Origin of the sequence: Microcella sp. (assembly GCF_033763155.1) — a bacterium.
Taxonomy (GTDB): domain Bacteria; phylum Actinomycetota; class Actinomycetes; order Actinomycetales; family Microbacteriaceae; genus Microcella.
Genome location: NZ_JANRKZ010000039.1, coordinates 1 through 20,819, shown reverse-complemented (window position 1 = coordinate 20,819; position 20,819 = coordinate 1). Strand labels below are relative to the sequence as shown.

At 68.2% G+C, this 20,819-nt stretch carries 20 protein-coding genes; 11 read left to right on the top strand and 9 right to left on the bottom strand.

What is annotated here, in order from left to right; all coding sequences use genetic code 11:
• Nucleotide 1 precedes the first annotated feature (1 nt).
• On the top strand, nucleotides 2-949 hold the full coding sequence (locus SFU54_RS01625) for an L-threonylcarbamoyladenylate synthase (RefSeq protein ID WP_319014571.1): 948 nt from the start codon (nucleotides 2-4) through the stop codon (nucleotides 947-949).
• On the opposite strand, the gene SFU54_RS01620 is transcribed toward SFU54_RS01625, so the two are convergent.
• Entirely contained in the window at nucleotides 946-3,753 is a 2,808-nt protein-coding gene (locus SFU54_RS01620; protein ID WP_319014570.1) for an FAD-binding and (Fe-S)-binding domain-containing protein, read from the bottom strand. The two genes, SFU54_RS01625 and SFU54_RS01620, sit on opposite strands and share 4 nt — an antisense overlap.
• Nucleotides 3,754-3,794: 41 nt before the next feature.
• Here SFU54_RS01620 and SFU54_RS01615 point away from each other — a divergent pair, with 41 nt between their 5' ends.
• Nucleotides 3,795-4,592, top strand: coding sequence for an HAD-IIA family hydrolase (locus SFU54_RS01615; protein WP_319014569.1), 798 nt, complete (start codon nucleotides 3,795-3,797; stop codon nucleotides 4,590-4,592).
• A gap of 20 nt (nucleotides 4,593-4,612) precedes the next feature.
• Here SFU54_RS01615 and SFU54_RS01610 read toward each other — a convergent pair whose 3' ends face one another.
• Entirely contained in the window at nucleotides 4,613-5,731 is a 1,119-nt protein-coding gene (locus tag SFU54_RS01610; RefSeq protein WP_319014568.1) for a hypothetical protein, read from the bottom strand.
• The gene (gene pyrE / locus SFU54_RS01605) at nucleotides 5,731-6,279 is read right to left on the bottom strand and encodes an orotate phosphoribosyltransferase (RefSeq protein WP_319014567.1); all 549 of its coding nucleotides are present in this window, start codon (nucleotides 6,277-6,279) and stop codon (nucleotides 5,731-5,733) included. Before pyrE ends, SFU54_RS01610 begins: the two co-directional genes overlap by 1 nt.
• A 29-nt stretch (nucleotides 6,280-6,308) precedes the next feature.
• Here pyrE and SFU54_RS01600 point away from each other — a divergent pair, with 29 nt between their 5' ends.
• Together SFU54_RS01600 and SFU54_RS01595 are read left to right on the top strand one after the other, a co-directional pair.
• Nucleotides 6,309-7,145, top strand: coding sequence for an exodeoxyribonuclease III (locus SFU54_RS01600; protein WP_319014566.1), 837 nt, complete (start codon nucleotides 6,309-6,311; stop codon nucleotides 7,143-7,145).
• Nucleotides 7,146-7,182: 37 nt separating this feature from the next.
• Nucleotides 7,183-7,863, top strand: coding sequence for a DedA family protein (locus tag SFU54_RS01595; RefSeq protein ID WP_319014565.1), 681 nt, complete (start codon nucleotides 7,183-7,185; stop codon nucleotides 7,861-7,863).
• Between the two features lie 5 nt (nucleotides 7,864-7,868).
• Here the strand turns inward: SFU54_RS01595 and SFU54_RS01590 are convergent, their stop codons facing one another.
• Entirely contained in the window at nucleotides 7,869-8,813 is a 945-nt protein-coding gene (locus SFU54_RS01590; protein ID WP_319014564.1) for an AEC family transporter, read from the bottom strand.
• A gap of 104 nt (nucleotides 8,814-8,917) precedes the next feature.
• Between SFU54_RS01590 and SFU54_RS01585 the strand changes: the two genes are divergently transcribed.
• The 6 genes from SFU54_RS01585 to SFU54_RS01560 all read left to right on the top strand — a co-directional run bounded on the left by SFU54_RS01585 (nucleotide 8,918) and on the right by SFU54_RS01560 (nucleotide 14,570).
• The gene (locus tag SFU54_RS01585; protein WP_319014563.1) at nucleotides 8,918-9,385 is read left to right on the top strand and encodes a hypothetical protein; all 468 of its coding nucleotides are present in this window, start codon (nucleotides 8,918-8,920) and stop codon (nucleotides 9,383-9,385) included.
• A 252-nt stretch (nucleotides 9,386-9,637) separates the two neighbouring features.
• The gene (locus tag SFU54_RS01580) at nucleotides 9,638-11,110 is read left to right on the top strand and encodes a DUF6421 family protein (protein WP_413466537.1); all 1,473 of its coding nucleotides are present in this window, start codon (nucleotides 9,638-9,640) and stop codon (nucleotides 11,108-11,110) included.
• The gene (locus tag SFU54_RS01575; protein ID WP_319014562.1) at nucleotides 11,107-11,769 is read left to right on the top strand and encodes an SDR family NAD(P)-dependent oxidoreductase; all 663 of its coding nucleotides are present in this window, start codon (nucleotides 11,107-11,109) and stop codon (nucleotides 11,767-11,769) included. The genes SFU54_RS01580 and SFU54_RS01575 overlap by 4 nt, the downstream gene beginning before the upstream one ends.
• Before the next feature lie 4 nt (nucleotides 11,770-11,773).
• Nucleotides 11,774-12,847 carry a low specificity L-threonine aldolase gene (locus tag SFU54_RS01570; protein ID WP_319014561.1) on the top strand — a complete coding sequence of 358 codons (1,074 nt, stop codon included), beginning with the start codon at nucleotides 11,774-11,776 and terminating at the stop codon, nucleotides 12,845-12,847.
• Between the two features lie 30 nt (nucleotides 12,848-12,877).
• Nucleotides 12,878-13,867 carry an LLM class F420-dependent oxidoreductase gene (locus SFU54_RS01565; protein ID WP_319014560.1) on the top strand — a complete coding sequence of 330 codons (990 nt, stop codon included), beginning with the start codon at nucleotides 12,878-12,880 and terminating at the stop codon, nucleotides 13,865-13,867.
• 43 nt (nucleotides 13,868-13,910) lie between these two features.
• A complete protein-coding gene (locus SFU54_RS01560) occupies nucleotides 13,911-14,570 on the top strand; it encodes a LysE family transporter (protein ID WP_319014559.1) in 660 nt (219 codons plus the stop codon).
• On the opposite strand, the gene SFU54_RS01555 is transcribed toward SFU54_RS01560, so the two are convergent.
• A complete protein-coding gene (locus SFU54_RS01555; protein WP_319014558.1) occupies nucleotides 14,567-16,720 on the bottom strand; it encodes an ATP-dependent Clp protease ATP-binding subunit in 2,154 nt (717 codons plus the stop codon). The two genes, SFU54_RS01560 and SFU54_RS01555, sit on opposite strands and share 4 nt — an antisense overlap.
• Nucleotides 16,721-16,863: 143 nt before the next feature.
• Between SFU54_RS01555 and SFU54_RS01550 the strand changes: the two genes are divergently transcribed.
• Nucleotides 16,864-17,514 carry an NADPH-dependent F420 reductase gene (locus tag SFU54_RS01550; RefSeq protein ID WP_319014557.1) on the top strand — a complete coding sequence of 217 codons (651 nt, stop codon included), beginning with the start codon at nucleotides 16,864-16,866 and terminating at the stop codon, nucleotides 17,512-17,514.
• Here the strand turns inward: SFU54_RS01550 and SFU54_RS01545 are convergent.
• Genes SFU54_RS01545 through SFU54_RS01530 form a run of 4 tightly spaced genes read right to left on the bottom strand, consistent with a single transcriptional unit; the run spans nucleotide 17,511 to nucleotide 20,718 of the window.
• A complete protein-coding gene (locus tag SFU54_RS01545; protein ID WP_319014556.1) occupies nucleotides 17,511-18,635 on the bottom strand; it encodes a class I SAM-dependent methyltransferase in 1,125 nt (374 codons plus the stop codon). The two genes, SFU54_RS01550 and SFU54_RS01545, sit on opposite strands and share 4 nt — an antisense overlap.
• 48 nt (nucleotides 18,636-18,683) lie before the next feature.
• On the bottom strand, nucleotides 18,684-19,100 hold the full coding sequence (locus SFU54_RS01540; RefSeq protein WP_319014555.1) for a heat shock protein transcriptional repressor HspR: 417 nt from the start codon (nucleotides 19,098-19,100) through the stop codon (nucleotides 18,684-18,686).
• Between the two features lie 32 nt (nucleotides 19,101-19,132).
• Complete coding sequence (locus tag SFU54_RS01535; protein ID WP_319014554.1) at nucleotides 19,133-20,107, bottom strand: DnaJ C-terminal domain-containing protein; 975 nt, start codon at nucleotides 20,105-20,107, stop codon at nucleotides 19,133-19,135.
• An 8-nt stretch (nucleotides 20,108-20,115) separates the two neighbouring features.
• On the bottom strand, nucleotides 20,116-20,718 hold the full coding sequence (locus SFU54_RS01530) for a nucleotide exchange factor GrpE (protein ID WP_319014553.1): 603 nt from the start codon (nucleotides 20,716-20,718) through the stop codon (nucleotides 20,116-20,118).
• Between the last annotated feature and the right edge of the window lie 101 nt (nucleotides 20,719-20,819).

Here is a 20,819-nt window from a genome sequence, read left to right as displayed (position 1 = left end):
AATGTCGACCGAACCCCTGGCCCGCGCGGCCCACGCCCTCCGCGCCGGGCACCTCGTGGCCTTCCCCACCGAAACTGTCTTCGGTCTCGGTGCCGACGCCATGAACCCCGAGGCCGTCGCCCGCATCTTTGCCACCAAGGGCCGCCCCGCCGACCACCCGCTCATCGTGCACGTCAGCACGGCCGAGCTGCTCCCCGAGCTCGCGGCCGCGGTTCCGGCCTACGCGCACGCGCTCGCCACCGCGTTCTGGCCGGGGCCCCTTACGCTCATTCTCGAGCGCTCGGCAATGGTGCCCGACGCCGTGACGGGAGGGCAACCAACCGTGGGGGTGCGCGTGCCGAGTCACCCCATTGCGGTGCAGCTGCTGCGCGAATTCGAGAGCCTCGGCGGGCGCGGCGTGGCCGCTCCGAGTGCCAACCGGTTCGGGCGCGTCTCGCCGACCACGGCGGCGGCCGTGCGCGATGAACTCGGCGCGCTCATGAATCCTGACGACCTCATCCTCGAGGGAGCCCCGTCTGACGTGGGCATCGAGTCGACGATCGTCGATTGCACGGGAGCCGCTCCCGTTGTGCTGCGGCCGGGGTCGATCACGGACGACATGATCGTGGCGGCGACGGGACTCGCGCTGGGCGAGCGTGACGCGAGCATCCGCGTCAGTGGGTCGTTGCCCGCGCACTACGCGCCCACCGCGACCGTCGTACTCGACGTCACTCCGCAGCCCGGCGACGGGTTCATCGCCCTCGCCGACCACGACACCCCCGAGGGGGTCGTGCGTCTCGCCGCACCCGGCTCGGCCGAGGGGTTTGCCCGCGAGCTCTACGCTGCCTTGCGTGCTGCCGACGAGGCGGGGCTCGCACGCGTCGTCGTCACGTCACCGCCGGGGCCAGGCATCGCCGTCGCCATCCGCGACCGACTGCGGCGCGCAAGCCACGGCAGTAGCGAACGCTAGGGTCGCGTCGCACGCTCGAGCAGTTCGAGAACGTGCACATAGGGCATGCCCGTCGCGCGGCTCATGCCGAGTTCGCACGTGCGGTTGGCACTCACGGCGTGGTCCAACGCTCCGCCCTCGCGCTGCAGCCGCTCGAGGTCGGCGACCTCGCTGGCCGTCGCCGCCGCCGTGAGCTCGGGATGCAGCATGCCGCGGTCGCCCGCGAAGGCACAGCATCCCCAGGCCTCGGGTACCACGGCCTCGTCGGCCGCCGCGCGCGCGATCGCCACGAGCGCACCCGTTGCGCCTAATGCCTCGGTCGAGCACGTCGGATGCACGGCCACGCGCCCCTGCCGCTCGACAATCTCGAGCCGGGGCAGCAGGGTCTCGGCGGCAAACGTCACCGAATCGAGCACGAGGTGCGGCACGCCCTCAGCCGCGAGTAGCCCGACGAATCCCTCAGAGCACGAGGCCGCGTCGCTGATGACCGGCAGCGCCTCGACGTCGGGGCCGAGCGCGGCAACCGCGGCACGCACGCGCTCGCGCATGCTCGCGTAGCCCGCCGTGTGACCCTTCGACTTCCACGGGGTGCCGCAACACAGGCCGTCGATGCCCTCGGGCACGATGAGCGTCACGCCCGCGCGCTCGCACAGCGCGAGCAACGCGGCGGTCGCTCCGGCCGAATCGGCGTCGATGCCCTCGGGCCCGAACATCGTGCCGACGCACGCGGGCAGGTAGACGGCGACCGGTGCAGATCCCCCGACCGCGGCCGAGCCGCTGAGCAGGCGCGAGCGGCGAGTTCCGCCGCGCGGCAGCCCCGCCTCGTAGCGCGGCACGACGTCGGTGCCGAGCACGGCGCGCGCCGCCGAGCTGGCTCCACGCACGAGGGCGGTCGGCAGGGCATCCGCCACCGTCAGCGCCACCGAGGCGACGCGCGTCGTTGCATCCCAGGTGCCGGATGCCGCATTCCACACACCCCGGCCGGGCGCCCGGCCCTCGGCCCGCAAGCGGCGCACGAGGTCGCCCGTGTTGATGTCGACGGGGCACGCGATTCCGCACATGCCATCGACGGCGCACGTCTGCACGCTCTCGTAGGGCTCATCGACGAGCAGGGCCTCGACGAGCGCGTGATCACCGCGCGCCTCGGCCGCCGCGAGTTCGCGCCGCACAACGATGCGCTGACGCGGCGTGAGGGTGAGCGTGCGACTCGGGCACGTCGGTTCGCAATACCCACACTCAACGCAGCGGTCGACCTCGGCCTCGACCGTGGGAGTGATCTTGAGGTTTCTGAGGTGAGCGCGAGCATCGTCGGTGATGATGACACCGGGGTTGAGCACGCCCGCCGGGTCACACAAGCGCTTGAGTTCGCGCATCACCGCCATGAGCTCAGCGCCATACTGACGCTCGACGAACGGCGCCATGATGCGGCCCGTGCCGTGCTCGGCCTTGAGTGTGCCGCCCTGCGAGAGCACGAGCCGCACGATCTCTTCGGTGACGGCCTCATAGCGCGCCACCCCCTCGGGCGAGTCGAAGCGCTCGGTGAGCAAGAAGTGAATGTTGCCGTCTTTCGCGTGCCCGAAGATCACGGCACTCTCGTAGCCATAGCGCGCGAACATCGTCTCGAGCGCCTCGCACGTGGGCAGCAGCTTCGCCACCGGAACCGCAATGTCTTCGAGCAGAGCCGTGGTGCCGCTCGGGCGCGCTCCGGCCACCGCCGGGTAGAGGCCCTTGCGCACGTGCCACAGCGCAGCCCGCTCGGCGGGCTCGCGCGAGAACGCGAACTCGGCGGCGAGCGGCAGCCCGACCAGGGCGCCCTCGGCTCGGGCGAGGCCAGCGGCGAGCGCCGCATCCGTCGCCGCGTGCACCTCGATGAGCAACGCCGCGTGACCGTCGACCGTGAGCCCGGTGATGGCCGGGGGCGCGTCGCTCAGGGTTTGGGCCACGCGCAGCGACGTGGCATCCATGAGCTCGATCGTCGCGAGACCCGAGGCCACGAGCGCGGGCAACGCCGCCGTCGCGGCCGCCAGGGTCGGAAACACGAGCAGCCCCGTCGCGACGAGGGGCGCCACGGCAACCGTGCGAAAGACCGCTTCGCCCACCCAGCCCAACGTGCCCTCGCTGCCGATCATGAGCCGCACGAGCAGGTCGATGGGCCGCTCGTGATCGAGAAAACTATTGAGGCCGTAGCCCATCGTGTTCTTCATGGCGAACAGGCGACGGATGCTCTCCACCGACTCGGCGTCACCCACCACCCGCTCGCGCAGGGCCGACAGCCCGGACCAGAGCTCGGGCTCAGCGAGGCGCAACTGCTCGTCAGCGTCAGCGGATGCGGAATCAATCGTTGTTCCGCTCGCGAGCACGAGGGTCATCGACTCGAGGGTTTGGTAGGTGTTCTGCTCGGTTCCGCACGCCATGCCGCTCGAGTTGTTGGCGATGACACCGCCGATCGTGCACGCGATCTCGCTCGCCGGGTCGGGGCCGAGGCGACGGCCAAAGCGCGCGAGCCGGGCGTTGACCTGGCGCACCGTGGCGCCGGGCTGCACGCGCACGCGCTCGCCACCGTCGAGCACCTCGATGCCGCGAAACGCCGATCGCGTGTCGACGAGCACTTGGTCGGTGACGCCTTGACCCGAGAGGCTCGTGCCGCCCGAGCGGAAGGTCACGGCGCTCCCCGACGCCGAAGCGTCGGCGAGGAGTGCGGCAACCTGCTCGACGGTATTCGGCGTCACGATGGTGTGCGGTCGAAGCAGGTAGTGACTCGCATCGTGGGCCATCGCGACGAGATCGATCGGGCGCTGCGTTCGCGTCGTGAGCACAGCATCCATGTCTTTCATCATACGTTTTGGCCCGCACTAGGCTGACGAGCATGAGCGACCGCCGTGAAATTGAGTGCTGGCTGACTGACATGGACGGCGTTCTCGTGCACGAGAACACTCCCCTGCCCGGAGCCATTGAGCTCATTGCCCAGTGGAGAAGTACGGGCACGCCGTTTCTCGTGCTGACGAACAACTCGATCTTCACGCCGCGCGACCTCGCCGCGCGGTTGAGCGCCAGCGGACTCGATGTGCCCGAAGAGTCGATCTGGACGAGCGCCCTTGCCACCGCTGACTTTTGTGCGAGCCAGATTCCGGGCGGGCGGGCCTTCGTCATTGGCGAAGCCGGGCTCACGACCGCTCTGCACGAGGCCGGCTTCATCATGACCGAAACCGACCCCGACTACGTCGTCGTCGGCGAAACCCGCAATTACTCGTTCGAGGCCATCACCAAGGCGATTCGGCTCATCGGCGACGGCGCACGCTTCATCGCCACCAACCCCGACGCCACCGGCCCGAGCGCCGATGGGCCCATGCCCGCCACCGGTGCCATCTCGGCGCTCATCACGAAAGCCACCGGCAAAGACCCGTATGTCGTGGGCAAGCCGAACCCCATGATGTTCCGCTCGGCGATGAACCGCATCGGCGCCCACAGCGAGAACACCGCCATGATCGGCGACCGCATGGATACCGACATCGTTGCGGGCATCGAGGCCGGCCTGCACACAGTGCTCGTGCTCACGGGCATCAGTGACGACGCCGAAATTGCGCGCTACCCGTTCCGCCCCGACGAGGTGCTTGCGGGCGTGCACGAACTCGTCACAGCCACGCCGTCCGAATCCGAGCTGTAGACCCCGTCGCTCGAGCCCGGCTACACCGCGGGCGCGGGATTCGCGAGCGAGCCCGTGATGGGCTCGCCCGACGACCGCGAGACGAAGCAGAAATAGTCGCGCTCGCCGGCATCCCACTGTTCTTCTGACACGGGATACGCGCCCTGCACCTGAAGGTCGGTCACGCTCGCCGCGGCCGTGAGATTGATCACGCCGGCCGCCGAACACAACAGCGACATTTGGGCAGCGAGGGCCTCTTCGCCCGGATACGGCACGTCGTCGGTGAGCCCCGCGGTCGTGCCCTCCGTTGCGCTGTCGGTCGCGGCCTCGCCCGTCGGCGCCGGTTCGGGGAACGGCGCACGCAAGACCAGTTGCCCCCCGTGCGCAGTCGCGCAGTCGACGACGGTCACGTCTTCTTGCCAGGCATCAACAAAGGGTTCTATGCACTCGCCGCCCCAGATCTCGTCCCAGCGATACTCACCGGGTGGCACCGGCCCTACCGGCCGAGCAATCTCTGTGGCACTGGGCGAGGGGCTCGCGGTGGGCAGCGGCTCAGCCCCCGGGGCCGGACCGAGAAGCAATGGGATGCGCGTGCCCACGAAGAAGATCGCCACGAGAGCGAGCACCGCCACGAGAGACCCCGCGACCCACAGCAACACTTTCTGGGTTCGGCCGAGCGGAGCCTTCTCACCTTCAGGGCCCTCGCCGTCACCGCCGCGTCGGCTCGAGCGCGGCACGACGGGAATGAGCGCGTCGTCGTATTCCTGAAAGCTCTCGCTGCCGAACAAGGCATCTAGCGCCCCGCCGTCGTCTGGCTGCGCAAAGACCTCAGTTGGGGCACCGGCCACGGCCGGCGACGCAATGACCTCGGCCGGCTGGGTGGGCTCGGGCTCGATGATCGGGGAGAGCTGGGTCGGCGCCGGCTCATAGCCCGGCGGCATGGTGGGGGGCTGTGCCCACGGCGGCAGCTCTGACGGGGCTGCCGGCGGAAGCAGGGGTGGCGTGGCCGCGGGTGGGCTCACGAGCGGCGGCGGGGTGTACGGCGCGGGCTGGGCCGGCGGCACGGGCGGCGCTTGCTCGCCCCCGAACTGCGCGCGGAACCACTCGTCGGCGTCGAACGCTCCGGTCTCGGGATCGCGCTCGTCGCCGAGCTCGCTCATCAGGCGAGCCCCAAGTCGGTCAACCCGATCGCCGCGCGGTATTCGTAGCCGGCCTCTTCGATCACGCGGCGAGCATCCGTCGCCCGGTCGACGACGACGGCCACGGCCACGACTGTTGCGCCGGCGGCTTCGAGCGCACGGGCTGCGGTCAGCGGCGAGCCACCGGTCGTCGAGGTGTCCTCGAGCACGATCACGCGCTTGCCCGCGACATCGGGGCCCTCAACCTGCTTGCCGCGCCCGTGATCTTTCGGCGCCTTGCGCACGACGAACGCGTCGTAGGCAAGCCCGCGGGCGGCGCTCTGGTGCAGCACGGCCGACGCAATGGGGTCGGCGCCCATCGTGAGTCCGCCGACGGCAGCAATGTCAGGAATGTCGGCGATCAGATCAACCATGACCTGCCCGATCAGCGGGGCAACGCGGTGGTCGAGGCTCACTTTGCGCAAGTCGATGTAATACGAGGCTTTCGCTCCGCTCGTGAGGGTGAAATCGCCGTGGAAAACGGCCTCATCGCGGATGAACTGAATGAGCTGCGCGCGGGCTTCGGTCACCCGTTCACTGTAGTTCGTAGGCTGGGCTCATGCGCATCGCCACCTGGAACGTCAACTCCATCCGCACCCGCTACGGCCGGGTCGTCGATTGGCTCGTGAACGCCGACGTTGACGTGCTCGCGATGCAAGAGATCAAGTGCAAGCCCGAACAGTTTCCCCTCGAGGCGTTCGAGGCGGCAGGCTACGAGGTCGTTCTGCACGGCCTCAACCAGTGGAACGGCGTGGCCATCGCGAGCCGCTTGCCACTGACGGATGTCGAGGTCGGCTTCACCGGACAACCCGGCTTTGCGAAGGGCCATGAGGGTACGGATGCTCCGCTCGAGGCCCGCGCGATCGGCGCGACGATCGACGACGTGCGGGTATGGAGTCTCTACGTTCCCAACGGTCGCGCTCTCGACGACCCGCACATGGACTACAAGCTGCGGTTCTTGCGCGCTCTCGCCGATGACAGTGCGCGCTGGATGCGCGAGAACCCTGGCGCCGCCCTGGCCCTCACGGGCGACTTCAACGTGGCGCCGACCGACGCCGACATGGGCGACCCGAGCTTCGTGCCCGGCGAGTCGACGCACATCTCAGCCGCCGAACGCGCGGCATTCGCCGCGCTCGAAGACGCCGGTCTCACCGACGTCGTGCGTCCCCTCGTGCCCGAGGGCTACACCTTCTGGGACTACAAGCAGCTGCGGTTCCCGCGCAACGAAGGCATGCGCATCGACTTCATCCTCGGCTCGCCCGGTTTCGCCGATCGGGTTGTGGATGCCCGCATCGAGCGCGAGCAACGCAAGGGCGACGCCCCGAGTGACCACGTTCCCGTGGTCGTCGATCTCGCCGGCGACGACGATGACGATGATCGGCCGATGATCTTCTAACTCCCCGCCCGCTCGGCGCCCAGTAGGGTCGTTGATCGTGAGCATCGACCAATGGGCCATCAGCGTCATGGAAACCCTCGGCGTGTTCGGCGCCGCGCTTCTCGTCGCGATCGAGAGCCTGTTTCCGCCGATTCCGAGCGAACTGATTCTGCCTCTCGCGGGCTTTACGGCCAGCCGCGGCTCGTTCGATCTGGTTTCGGTGATTGTCGCCACGACGATCGGATCGCTCGTCGGTGCGATCGTGCTCTATGCGCTCGGCCGCTGGGTCGGGGTCGATCGCCTCAAGCGTGCCGCCGATCGTATTCCGTTGACGAGTGCCGCCGACGTCGAGAAGGCCATGGCGTGGTTCCACCGCTTCGGGCCCACTGCCGTGCTCATCGGCCGCTTCATTCCGATCGTGCGCAGCCTCATCTCCATTCCCGCGGGCGTTGACCGCATGCGGGTGTGGCTGTTTCTGCTGTTGACCGCGCTCGGCAGCGGAATCTGGAACACGATCTTTGTCGTACTCGGGTTCGTGCTGGGCGAGAACTGGGTCGTGGTCGAAGACATCGCCTCGCGCTACAGCCGTGTCGTGCTGATCATCGCCATTATCGTCGTCGTGGCCTTCGTGGTCTGGCGCGTCATCCGGCTCGTGCGGCGCCGCCGAGCCGCAGCGGTGCAGAGCACTGACGCGGGCAGCACCGACCCGAGCAGCACCGGCGCGAGCGACGCCGAGTAAGGCGGCTAACGCGGCGCGAGCAGTGCAGCGATCACCACGAGCGCAGGAACCGAGAGCACCGTGGTGATGAGCACAGCATCCCGAGCAAGGGGCACCGCGCGCTCGAATCGCAGTGCGTAGGTGAAGACGTTCTGAGCGGTCGGCAAAGCCGCCAGCACGACGACCGCGAAGAGCGACAGGCCCTCGAGGCCGAAGACAAAGGCCCCAACCACCCACGCGATGACGGGCATGATCACGGTCTTGAGCGCGACCGCCAGCACGATGTCACGACGACTCGATCCCGACTGCAAGATGCGCCGACCGTGGAGCGACATTCCGAAGAGCAGGAGCACCGTCGGCACTGCTGCGGCGCCGATCAGGTGAAACGGCTCCATGACCGCCGCGGGCAGGGTGATGCCGGTGATCGAGAGAAGAAGGCCCAGGGCCGACCCAATAATCAACGGGTTGCGAATGGGTTGGCTCAGCACGCGACCCACCGAGAGTGTGCCGCTCGTGGAGACGTCGAGAATCGTGAGCGCGATCGGGGCAAAGACGATGAGTTGCAACAGGATGACCGGCGCAACGTACGCGGGGTCGCCGAGCACATAGGCGGCGATCGGGAGCCCGATGTTGTTGGCGTTCGAATAGGCCGAGGCAAGCGAACCGATGGTGGCGTCAGGAGCCGGACGGCGCCAGACCCACCGTGCGATCACCGCGAATACGAACATGCACGTGACGGCCGCGATCGCCGAGACCGGAAGAAGCGATGAGAACAACTGGGTGGCGTCGGCCTCGGCCAGCACCGTAAACAACAAAGCGGGTGACAACACGAAGAAGGCGAAGCGGCCGAGCACGAACTCGGCATGTTGCCCCAAGACGTTGAGGCGACCCACGAGGTAACCGGCCGCGACGACCGTTGCGATGATCGCAAACCCGATGAGCACGCCCGCCATGGCCCCAGTGTCTCGCACGGGGATACTACTCATGGAATCGAGGCCGGAATAGGGCCACACTAGAAAGGCAGCATCGGCGCGCTCGACAGCGCGCCGACACATCCCACCCTCAGGAGACCATCATGCGCCGCACTGTTCCCGCTGTCGCCGCCCTTGCTCTGGGCGTTTCGCTCACGCTTTCTGGTTGCTTTGCCAACCCTCTCGAACAGCTCACCGGGGGCCTCATCGAGGGCGGCGTTGAGCAGATCATCGAAGACCAGACCGGTGTTGACGTCGACGTCGACGGATCGGGCGCGAGCTTGCCCGATAGCTGGCCGGCCGACGTGCCGACGCTGCAGGGTGAGATCGTGTTCTCCGCTGCTGCCGAGGGCGTCTTCACCGCCGCGATCAAGGTGGGCAGCCTTGCAGAAGCCGAGCAGGCCTACGCTGACCTCGAGGGCGCTGGCTACACCCAGATCTCAGAACTGTCGCTCGGCGAGGGCTCGTCGGCTCGGGTGTTCGAGAACGGCACCTGGAATGTCGCGCTGCTCGTCGCCCAGAACGACGACGGCACCGCTCAGGTGCAATACACGGTCGGCCCCGTCAACTAAGGCCCCCGCCGTCACACCGAACGGCCGCGCAGAGTCTTGCTCGACTCTGCGCGGCCGTTGGCGTTTCGGACGAGAAACGCCGGCGACAAACGCACATGCGCCGGGCGCAGGTTTGCCCCTCTCTTCACGTTTCACGCGTGAAGTCACCCAGCGCCGCAGTTTTCGTGCGCTCTTCACAACCACAAGCGGCTGTTTCGTGCTTAGGCTCATGGGTGAGTCTGCATTCACCTGATTCGACGAAGGAGGGACACCATGACCGACACCACCGCGACGCGCAGCACCACCATCATCGGAGAGCCCGAGGTCGTCGAAGACACCCTCCACACCATGACGGATGCTGCGCTCACGAGCGCCGACATCGTCGCCGACCCGGCATGGTCGCGCCTCAAACGCGCCGCCGAGGCGCTGCGCCCGATGCAGGTGCACGACGGGAGCATCCCGAACGCCGATGACCACGCCGCGGCCGCGAGCTACGTTGCCGAGATCGCCGATGCCCTGCGGCACTTCGCTCCGCTGATTCCGCACGACGCCGACTACTTGATGGCGTGTGCCGTCGACTTCGAGCGCTGGGCCGACAGTGGTTTTGTCGTGCCCGACTTCTATGACTCCCTCGACGCGTTCCACCCGGCCCGCGAGCGTCGCGACGGTGTGGCGCACCTCGTGGTGTTTCCGATGTACACGCAGAACGGTTCGGCCGACCGCCTCGTCGAAGCCGTGGTGTTCGAGGTCATCTGGCCCGACTTCGTGGCAGCGCTCGAAGCGGGCGCCTACGGCAATGCCCTCTACCTCGGCTTGCGGTTCGCCGACTTCACGCCCGGCTACGACACCAACTCGGCCGTGCTCTTTCCGGAGTCGGTCGCCGTCACGCCGCGCGTGCCCGCGGGCGCGCCCGAGGGCACTCCCGCACAACTGCCGACCTTCACCTGGGGCGCGATCTTCGCCGACCGCGAAGCTGCCCGCTACCGTCGCGTGGTTCGCGCCGCCGCCGAGATCACGAAGCTCGACCTGCCGGCCGACGCTCTCGAGTTGCTGAGCGACCAGCAGCTCGCCGAGCGCACGTTCGTCATGTGGGACATGATTCACGACCGTGCGCACATGCGCGGCGACCTTCCGTTCGACCCGTTCATGATCAAGCAGCGCATGCCGTTCTTCCTCTACACGCTCGAAGAACTGCGGTGCGACCTGACCGCGTTCCGCGAGGCCGTCGCGCTCTGGCGTGCCGACGACACCGACGACATCACGCGCCAGCACGCGCGACTCGTGCAGTACGCCGTCATCTTCGACCGCATCTTCCGCTTCGCCATCTCGGGCACTCGTGTGCGCAACTACGACGGTGTCGGCGGCCAACTGCTTTTCGCGTGGATGCACCAGAAGGGTGTGCTGCACTGGACAGACACCCAGCTCGCGATCGACTGGGATGCTGTTCCCGACGTCGTCGTCGCGCTCTCCGATGCGATCAACGAGCTCTACTGGGCGTCGATCGACCGGCCGAAAGCCGTGCACTGGCTCAAGGCCTACGAGCTCGTATCGGGCACCCTCACGCCGCACCCCGCCTCGGTGTGGGCACGTGGCCTGAGTGACGAGGTGCTCGCGGGCCCGCTCAAGGGCTACACCGATCTCGTGCTCGACGACGAGTTTCCGCTCTCGATGTTCTACGAAGCCCTCACCAAGAAGATGGCGCAGGTCATCGAGTCGACCGCGGGCATCACGGGCGCCACTGCGTGACCGAGGTACTGGCTGACCGCACCGTCGTGGTGGCCGGTGCGGGAGGGGTGGGCGGCCGCGCGGTGTGCGCGGCCCTCACCGCCGCGGGCGCACACGTCGTCGCCGTGGGCTCACGCGCCGAGTCGCTGACCGACGTGGATGCGGCCGAAACCGCGGTCGTCGACCTCGCCGACCCGGCGGCGGTCACCGCGTGGGCGGCCGCGCTGCGCGACCGCCGGCCGAGCATCGACGGTTTGCTGCACCTCGTGGGCGGGTGGCGCGGCGGCTCAGACCCGGACGACTTCGCGTGGCTCGAGCGCCGCGTGCTCACCACCCTGCGGGTCGTCAGCCGCGAGCTGCGCGACGACCTCAGCGCGTCGAGCGCGGGGCGGTTGGCGATCGTGAGCTCGGCATCCGTCGCCCAGCCGAAGTGGGGCATGGCCAACTACGTCACGCTCAAGTCGGCAGCCGAAACCTGGGTGCAAGCGCTCGCGAGCGGGTGGCGCGCCAAGGGCACTCCGACAGCGGCCGTGACGTTCGTGGTCGGCGCGCTTGATGAGGCCGGCGCTGTTGACGACCTCGCGGCCGCGTGTGCAGCGCTGTGGTCGGTCGACCACGAGCAACTCAACGGCGCGCTCGTCGAGCTGGCTCGCCCCGACGCCCCTCGCACAGGAGAATGAACCCGTGACCCGCATCCACGACACCAGCTACCGAGGCTTCGCGAGCGACAACTACGCCGGCGTACACCCCGAGGTGCTCGCGGCGATTGCCGACGCGAATGGTGGCCACCAGATCGCCTACGGCGAAGACCAGTACACCGCCCGGCTGGCCGAGGTGATCAAAGCCGAGTTCGGTGATCAGGCCGAAGTCTTTCCGGTGTTCAACGGCACGGGTGCCAACGTGCTCTCGCTCACGGCGCTCATGCCGCGCTGGGGTGCCGTGGTCGCGAGTGGCACGGCGCATATTCACACCGACGAGGGCGGCGCGCCCGAGCGCGTGAGCGGCCTCAAGCTCTTCACGGTGCCGACCCCCGACGGCAAGCTCACGCCCGAACTCGTCGCGACCGAGGCCTGGGGCTGGGGTGACGAACACCGGGCGCAGCCGCTCGCCGTGAGCATCACGAACACGACCGAGGTCGGCACGGTCTATACGCCTGCCGAGGTCCGCGCGCTCGCCGACTATGCCCACGAGCACGGAATGGCCCTGCACCTTGACGGCGCCCGCGTCTGGAACGCCGCGGCGGCTCTCGGCACGAGCCTGCGTGCATTCACGGCCGACGCCGGGGTCGACATCCTCTCGCTCGGCGGCACCAAGAACGGGCTCATGGGTGCCGAAGCGATCGTGGTTCTCAATCCGGCCCGCGTCGACGGACTCATCTACCTGCGCAAAATGAACATGCAGCTCGCGAGCAAGATGCGCTTTATCTCGGCGCAACTGCTGACGCTCTTCGACGAGGGGTTAGGCATCCGTTCGGCCAGCCACGCCAACGCCATGGCGGCGCGCCTTCGAGCAGGCCTCGAGGGGATGCTCGCCGACGGCTCCGTTCCCGCCGGCTCACTCGGCTTCAGCCAGCAGACGCAGGCCAATGCCGTGTTCGCACTGTTGGCCAACGACGTCGCCGACCGGATTCGCGAGCGCGTGCGCTTCTACGACTGGGATCGCGCCCGGGGCGAGGTGCGCTGGATGTGCGCCTTCGACACGACCGAGGCCGACATCGACGGCTTCCTGGAGATTGTGCGGCAGGAACTCACGCGCTGACGCCGTCACGACAGGCGTAGCGTGGGGCCCATGCGATTCGGACTCTTCATTCCCCAGGGCTGGCGCCACGACCTCGTCGACATCGAGCCGAGCGACCAATGGGCGGTGATGAAGCGACTCGCGCTGCACGCCGACGCGGGGCGCTGGGAGTCGATCTGGGTCTACGACCACTTTCACACGGTGCCCGTGCCCAGCGACGAAGCCACGCACGAGGCGTGGAGCCTCATGGCGGCGTTCGGCGCGGTGACCGAGCGCGTGCGCCTCGGCCAAATGTGCACGTGCATGGGCTACCGCAACCCCGCGTACCTCGCGAAGGTCGCGGCGACCGTTGACCACATCTCGGGCGGTCGCGTCGAGATGGGTATCGGCGGCGGCTGGTACGAGCACGAGTGGAAGGCCTACGGCTACAGGTTCCCCGAGATCGGCGACCGACTGCGTGCGCTCGACGAGGGCGTGCAGATCATGCGGCAGGCGTGGTCGCAGGGCTCGGCAACGCTCGATGGCCGCTACTTTCAGGTCGACGGGGCGATCGTTCGGCCGCTGCCGGTGCAGAAGGAGGGCATCCCGCTGTGGATCGCCGGAGGCGGCGAGAAGGTGACGCTGCGCATTGCGGCGCAATACGGGCAGTACACGAACTTCGGCGGCAGCCCGGAGGAGTTCGCGGCCAAAAGCGAGATTCTGCGCGGCCACTGCGAGCGCCTGGGCACGAGCTTTGACGCCATCACGCGCTCGTCGAACTACAACACGGTCGTCGGTCGCGATGAGGCCGAGATTGCCGACCGCATCGCCGCGATCGAGGCGCGCCTCACGCGGTTCATCGGCGCCGAGCGCGCAACGAAGGCTGTTGCCGACTTGCGCAACGGCACGGGGCTCGCGGGCACACCCGAGCAGGTCATCGAGCGCCTGCAGGCCATGCAGAAGCTCGGCATGACCTACGCCATCACCTACTTCGCCGAGGCGGCCTACGACACGAGCGGCATCGAACTGTTCGAGAACGAGGTCATGCCCGCGTTGTTGTAGTCTCGTCGGTCCGGCCCCCGGGCTGCCGATCGAGAGGACGAGAATGCTGGATGCACTGCTCGCCGGCATCGTCGCGGGCTACGCCATCGCCATTCCGGTGGGGGCGATCGCGGCCCTGCTCATCACGCTCGGTGCGCAACACGGCGCCCGCATCGCGGCAGGTGGCGCGCTCGGTGCCGCGACCGTCGACGGTCTCTACGCCACCATTGCCGTGACCGCCGGTGCCGTGATCGCGCCGCTGATCGCCCTCGTCGACGAGCCGTTGCGCTGGATCTCGGTGGCCGTGCTCGTCGTGCTGGGCGTCATGATCGCGCTGCCCGCCCTGAGGCCGCGTCGAACGCCGGTCTCGGCGGCGTCGATCGAGGGCACGGATGCTCCCCCGACGCCGAGCCGACCCACGACGACCTTCCGCCGCCTGTTCCTGACGGTCGGCGGCCTCACCCTCGTCAACCCCGTCACGGTCATCTACTTCGCCGCCCTCATCGGCAGCTCAACGCTTGCCGTCAATGCCGGGGTCGCCGAGCGCATCGTGTTTGTCGTGGCGGCCTTCGTCGCCTCGCTCAGCTGGCAACTGCTGCTCACGACGGCCGGATCACTCGTGGGCCGAGCTCTCACCGGCCCCACGGGCGCGCGCATCACGGCTCTCGTGGGCGGCGCACTCGTCATCGCGCTCGCCGTGAACGCGGCGCTGGGCTCGGCCTAGAGGCCGTCCATGCGCGCAACCGCGAGCGAGTCGCCGTCAGGCGCCACGTCCACACGCACAACGTCACCGTCGGTGATCGTGCCCGAGAGAATCGCGCGGGCGAGGGCGTCGTCGATCTCGTGCTGCATGAGCCGGCGCAACGGCCGCGCGCCATACACGGGGTCGTAGCCGCGTTCGGCGAGCCAGGTGCGAGCATCCGGGGTGACCGCCAATTGCAGGCGACGCTCAGCGAGACGGCGCTCGAGGCGATCGACCTGCAGTGAGACGATCTGGCCGAGGTCATCGGTCGTGAGCGGCGCGAAGACCACGATGTCGTCGAGGCGATTGACGAACTCGGGCTTGAACGCCTGCCGCACGATGTCGTTGACACCCGCAACCTTCGCTGCCCACTCGAGGCCGGGCTCGATGAGCAACTGCGACCCGAGGTTCGACGTCAAGATCAGGATGGTGTTGCGGAAGTCGACCGTGCGGCCCTGGCCATCGGTCAAGCGGCCGTCATCGAGCACTTGCAGCAGCAGGTCGAAGACTTCGGGGTGAGCCTTCTCGACCTCGTCGAGCAAGATGACCGAATAGGGCCGACGGCGCACGGCCTCGGTGAGCTGTCCGCCCTGCTCGTAGCCGACGTAGCCGGGAGGGGCGCCGATGAGCCGCGAGACACTGAACTTCTCGCCGTACTCGCTCATGTCGATGCGCACCATCGACTTCTCGTCGTCGAAGAGGTAGTCGGCGAGCGCCTTCGCGAGCTCGGTCTTGCCGACGCCCGTGGGGCCGAGGAACAAGAACGAGCCCGTCGGCCGGTCGGGGTCGCTGATGCCCGCACGCGTGCGACGCACAGCCTCGCTCACGGCCGCGACGGCGTCTTTCTGACCGATGATGCGCTTGCCGAGCTCGACCTCGAGCGTCAGCAGCTTCTCGGTCTCGCCCTGCGTCAACTTGTCGACGGGGATGCCCGTCCACGCCGCCACGACCGCCGCAATGTCATCGTCGGTCACCTGGTCGTTGACCATGCGCGGGCCGCTCTCGGCACTCTCGGCCTCGGCCAGCTGCCGCTCGATGCCCGGAATAATCTCGTAGTTGAGCTTCGAGGCCTGCTGGTACTCGCCCTCGCGCATGGCTTTGTCGAGCGCGATGCGCGACTCGTTGAGGCGCGTCTTGAGTTCACCGACGGCAGTGAGCCCCGACTTTTCGAGACTCCAGCGCTGCTGCAGAGCGTTGCGCTGTGCGGTCTTTTCTTTGAGCTCGTCGCGCAGTTTGGCGAGTCGCGCCTTCGAGGCCTCGTCTTTCTCTTTCTTGAGCGCGAGCTCTTCGATCTCGAGGCGCGTGACGGCGCGCTTGAGCTCGTCGAGCTCGACGGGGCTCGACTCAATCTCCATCTTGAGCCGGCTCGCGGCTTCGTCGACGAGGTCGATGGCTTTGTCGGGCAGCTGGCGGCTCGTGATGTAGCGATTGCTGAGGGATGCCGCGGCCACGAGAGCGCTGTCGGCAATCGACACCTTGTGGTGGGCCTCGTAGCGCTCTTTCAGGCCGCGCAAGATCGCGACGGTGTCTTCGACGCTCGGCTCGCCCACGAAGACCTGCTGAAAGCGGCGTTCGAGAGCCGCGTCTTTTTCGATGTATTCGCGGTACTCGTTGAGGGTCGTCGCGCCAATCATGCGCAACTCACCGCGCGCGAGCATGGGCTTGAGCATGTTGGCGGCCGCAACTGACCCTTCGCCACCGCCCGCGCCCATGAGCGAGTGCAACTCATCGATGAAGGTGATGACGCGCCCGTTCGACTCGTCGATCTCTTTCAGCACGGCCTTGAGACGCTCTTCGAACTCGCCGCGATACTTGGCGCCGGCGACGAGCGCCGACAGGTCGAGGCTCACGAGTTGCTTGTTCTTCAGCGAGTCGGGAACGTCGCCGGCGACGATGCGCTGCGCGAGGCCTTCAACCACCGCGGTCTTGCCCACGCCGGGCTCGCCGATCAAAACCGGGTTGTTCTTCGTGCGGCGACTCAGCACTTGGCTGACGCGCCGAATCTCGGCGTCGCGCCCAATGACGGGGTCGAGCTTGCCCGACCGGGCAATCTCGGTGAGATTGACGCCGTACTGCTCGAGGGCAGACTTCTGCTTCTCTTGGCTCGAGGGGGCGCCTTGCATGTTGGCCATCGTGTGCACTCCTGCGGATAAACCTGAGTCGGTTTGACTCAAGTTTATGCCTCGAGGGCCCGAGAAACCAGGGCGTACGCCGAGAGCCGGTGCGCCGTCGGCGAACGGGGAATGGCACGGGTCGCCGCTCGCTTGCACCCATCATGACCTCCACCATCGGCATCATCGGCTCGGGAAACATCGGCAGCGCCCTCGCCCGCGCATTCACCGTGGCGGGCCACTCCGTCGTGATCGCGAACTCGCGGGGGCCCGCATCGTTGGCTCCGCTCGTGACTGAGCTGGGCGAGCGCGCCACGGCCGGCACCGTGGAGCAGGCGGCCCAGGCCGGCGAGCTCGTCGTCGTGACGATTCCGCTGGGAGCCGTGGCGAGCATCCCGAGCCAGTGGCTCGATGGCCGCATCGTGATCGACACCAACAACTACTACCCGACACGCGACGGCCAGATCGCTGAGCTCGACGACGAGAGCCTCACGACGGCCGAGTACGTGGCGCGCCACTTCGCGGGGGCAACCGTCGTCAAGGCGTTCAACCACATTCCGGCACTAGCGATCGCGGACCACGCGCAGCCCGCGGGAACGCCCGACCGGCGCGCCCTCATGGTCTATGGCGACGATGCTGCGGCCGTTGAGCGCGTCAGCGCGCTCGTTGACCAAATCGGCTTCGACGCCATCAAAGGCGGAGGGCTCGCCGACAGCTGGCGCATCCAGCGCGACACCCCGGGCTACGGCCCGCGGTTCACAGCCACCGAGCTGGCGATCAAGCTCGCCGAGGCGCGCCGCTACCGCGACCTCTAGGGCAATCGGCGGCGCGACGCCGTCACGGTGAACTTCGGCGTACGCGCAACCTGCCGCGTCGGGCCGACCGCGCGCTCGAGCGCGGGGCCATACGCGAGGTGGCTGTTCCACACCGTCCAGAGTTCGCCCCCCGGGCGCAACACGCGCGCGGCGTCGGCGAAGAGCTGCAGGGCAATGCCCGTGTGCACCGCAGCGCCCACGTGAAACGGCGGGTTGAGCATGATGAGGTCGGCGCTCGCGTCGGGTTGCTGCGAGAGGCCGTTGTCGTGCAGGGTCTCGACGCGTACGCCATTCGCCTCCGCGGTGAGCGCAGCACTTTGCACCGCCACTGCCGACACGTCGCTTGCGATGACGCGCGCGCCGGGGCTGTGACGCGCAAGAAACGCCGCGAGCACCCCCGAGCCACACGCAAGGTCAATCGCCGTCGAGAACGCCGGGAGCTGCTGGGCCGCATCGAGCAACGCCCGTGTGCCGATATCGAGGGATGCCCCCGCAAACACCCCCGGCAACGCCACGATGTGCAGCTCGTGATCGGGGTCGAACCCGCGCGCCGGCTCCGCCGGCGCGACCCTGCGCGGCCCCCGCGCGGTGAGCAGGCGAGCCTTGCCGCGCGCGAGCGAGACGTCGACGCGCTCAAAGCTCGCGCGCAGCACCTCGTTTTGTGTCGGGGTCATGTGCTTGAGCATGTTGCCGGCGATGAGCACGACATCGGAGTGCGCGTGCGCGGCCAAGTGCCGGGCGACCGCGTCGAGCCGGTCGAGCGAGCGCGGGAGGCGGAGGAGGGCGAGGGGAGCATCCGTCGGCATGACCGACTCGAGCGGGTGCTGCTCGATGCGCGGCGCGAGCGAACCGGCATTGGCCTCGAGGGCGTGCTGCGCAACGAGGGAATCCTGATGAACCCGCACCGACTGAGCGCCGAGCGTCAGGGCGCCCAGAGTGAGAGCCCCGTGGGTGTCGTCAACGACAACAACGGTCGAGGCCGTGTGCGCGAGAGGCGCGGCGGTGTCGAGCAGGTAGCGGTCGGCGGCGTCCCAGGCGCGAAGCTCGGGTGCCTCGACATCGGGGCGACGACGCAGCCCGCCGAGCAGCGCGTCAAGCGCGGGGTCGGCAGCGTCGGTCACGAGCGTCACCCTAGGGCCTGATCGCGTATACGTCTCGTTGCGATGGCGTCAGCCGCGCCGCAGCGGGCGCCACACGACGAGCTGGTTCGACTTCTGCGCGCGCGTGCCGGCCTTGATCGACACCACATCGCCTTCAACACCCGCCGCGAAGACCCGGCGACCCGGGCGGGCAAGTAACTCGTCGGCGAGTGCCGCTTCAAGTTCGCGCACGCGTGACCGCAGCGCAACCACCTCGTTCTCGAGCTCGAGAATGCGACGGATGCCCTCGAGGTTGAGGCCCTCAGCGCTGAGCCGGGCAATCTCGCGCAACTGCACGACGTCGCGCATCGAGTACCGGCGGCTCTGACCCGCCGTGCGGGTCGGCGAGACGAGGCCAAGACGGTCGTATTGCCGCAGCGTCTGCGGGTGCATGCCCGCAAGCTCGGCGGCAACCGCGATCGCGAAGATCGGGCTGTTCTCGTCCATGGCCGTCATTGTTCCGCGATTTCTCTCGCTCGTCATCCCTTGGCGCGAGCGAGCAACTCGTCGCGCGGGTTCTCACGGGGCAACGCCGCCGCGAATTGCTCGAGGTGCTTGGTTGCCTCGGCACTCAAGTGCGAGGGCACGGCGACCTGAACCGTGGCGAGCAAGTCGCCCACGCCTTTCGAGGTCGTCACACCGCGGCCCTTGACGCGCAACACGCGCCCACTCGGGGTGCCCGCCGCGACGCGCAGCTTGACGGGGTCGCCGCCCAGGGTCGGCACTTCGATCGTGGCACCGAGGGCCGCCTCGACGAACGTGACGGGAACATCCACTCGAAGGTTCAGCCCGTCACGCGTGAACACGGGATGCGGGCGCACCTGCACCGTCAGCACGAGGTCACCCGGCTCACCGCCGTCGCGACTCTGCTCGCCTTTGCCGCGCAAGCGGATCTTCTGCCCATCGGCAACACCCGCCGGAATCTTCACCTGGATGGGCTTGCCGCCCCCCGGGTTCTCGAGCGTGACGGTGTCTCCGTGCACAGCCGTCTCGAACTCGAGCCCGACAGTCGCCACATGGTCGCGGCCCTTCGTCGGTGCGCCATAGCGGCGTCCGGCACCCGGCTGGCCGGGCGCCCCGTTGCCGAAGAGTCCGCCGAAGATGTCTTCGAAACCTCCGGGAGCGGCACGTCGGCCGCCTGGAGCACCGCCGCCGAACATCCCGCCAAAGACGTCGTCGAAGCCGCCGGGGGCACCGCCCGCGCTGAAGCGAGCGCCCGAGCCCATGGCACGAATCTGGTCGTATTCGGCACGCTGGGCGGGGTCACTCAAGACCGAGTGTGCTTCGCTGATCTCTTTGAAGCGCGCCTCGGCGGCGGCGTTGCCCGGGTTCGAGTCGGGGTGATACTGCCGCGCGAGTTTGCGATAAGCCTTCTTGAGCTCGGCCTCGCTGACGCCTTTTGACACCCCGAGAACGGCATAGAAGTCTTTATCGAACCAGTCTTGGCTCGCCACGGGTCACCTCAGCTCTGGGGCACCGACACGGCCACCTTGGCCGGCCGCACGAGGCGGTCGCCCAACACGTAGCCGACCTCGATGACGTCGGCGACCGTCTGTGACGTCGCCTCGGCGCTGGGCAGTTGCACGATGGCCTGGTGGAACGCCGGGTCGAAGGCTTCGCCCACCACGCCCACCGATGCGAGACCGTAGCGCTCGAATGCCTGCCGCAGCTTTTGCGCGACGAGCTCGAGAGGGCTGCCTTCGAGATCGCCGTGCGCTGCCGCGCGATCGAGGTCATCGATCGCGGGCAGCAGCGAGCGGATCACATCGGCGATGACCGCCTCACGGTTTGCGGCGCGGTCGCGCTCGACCCGGGTGCGGAAGTTCGCCAGCTCGGCCTCGGCGCGGGCGGCGCGATCGCGGTATTCCTCGATTTCGCGCTGCCCGGCCTCAGAGAGGATGTGGTCGATGTCGGCATCGAGACTGTTGTCGGTCTCTGACACCTCGACGTCGGCGTCTTCTGCCGCGATCAGGTCATCGCTCGACGGGGCGTCGGTCGATGCCCCATCGTCGGCGAGCGGCTCGTGCTGCTCGTCGCGCGGCTCGCCGTGGTTCTTGCCGGCCATGACTACTTGGCGTCCTTGTCGGAAGAACCGTCGGCCGGCTTGTCGTCGTCCTCCACGATCTCGGCGTCGACCACGTCATCGTCCTTCGACGCGGGCGTCTC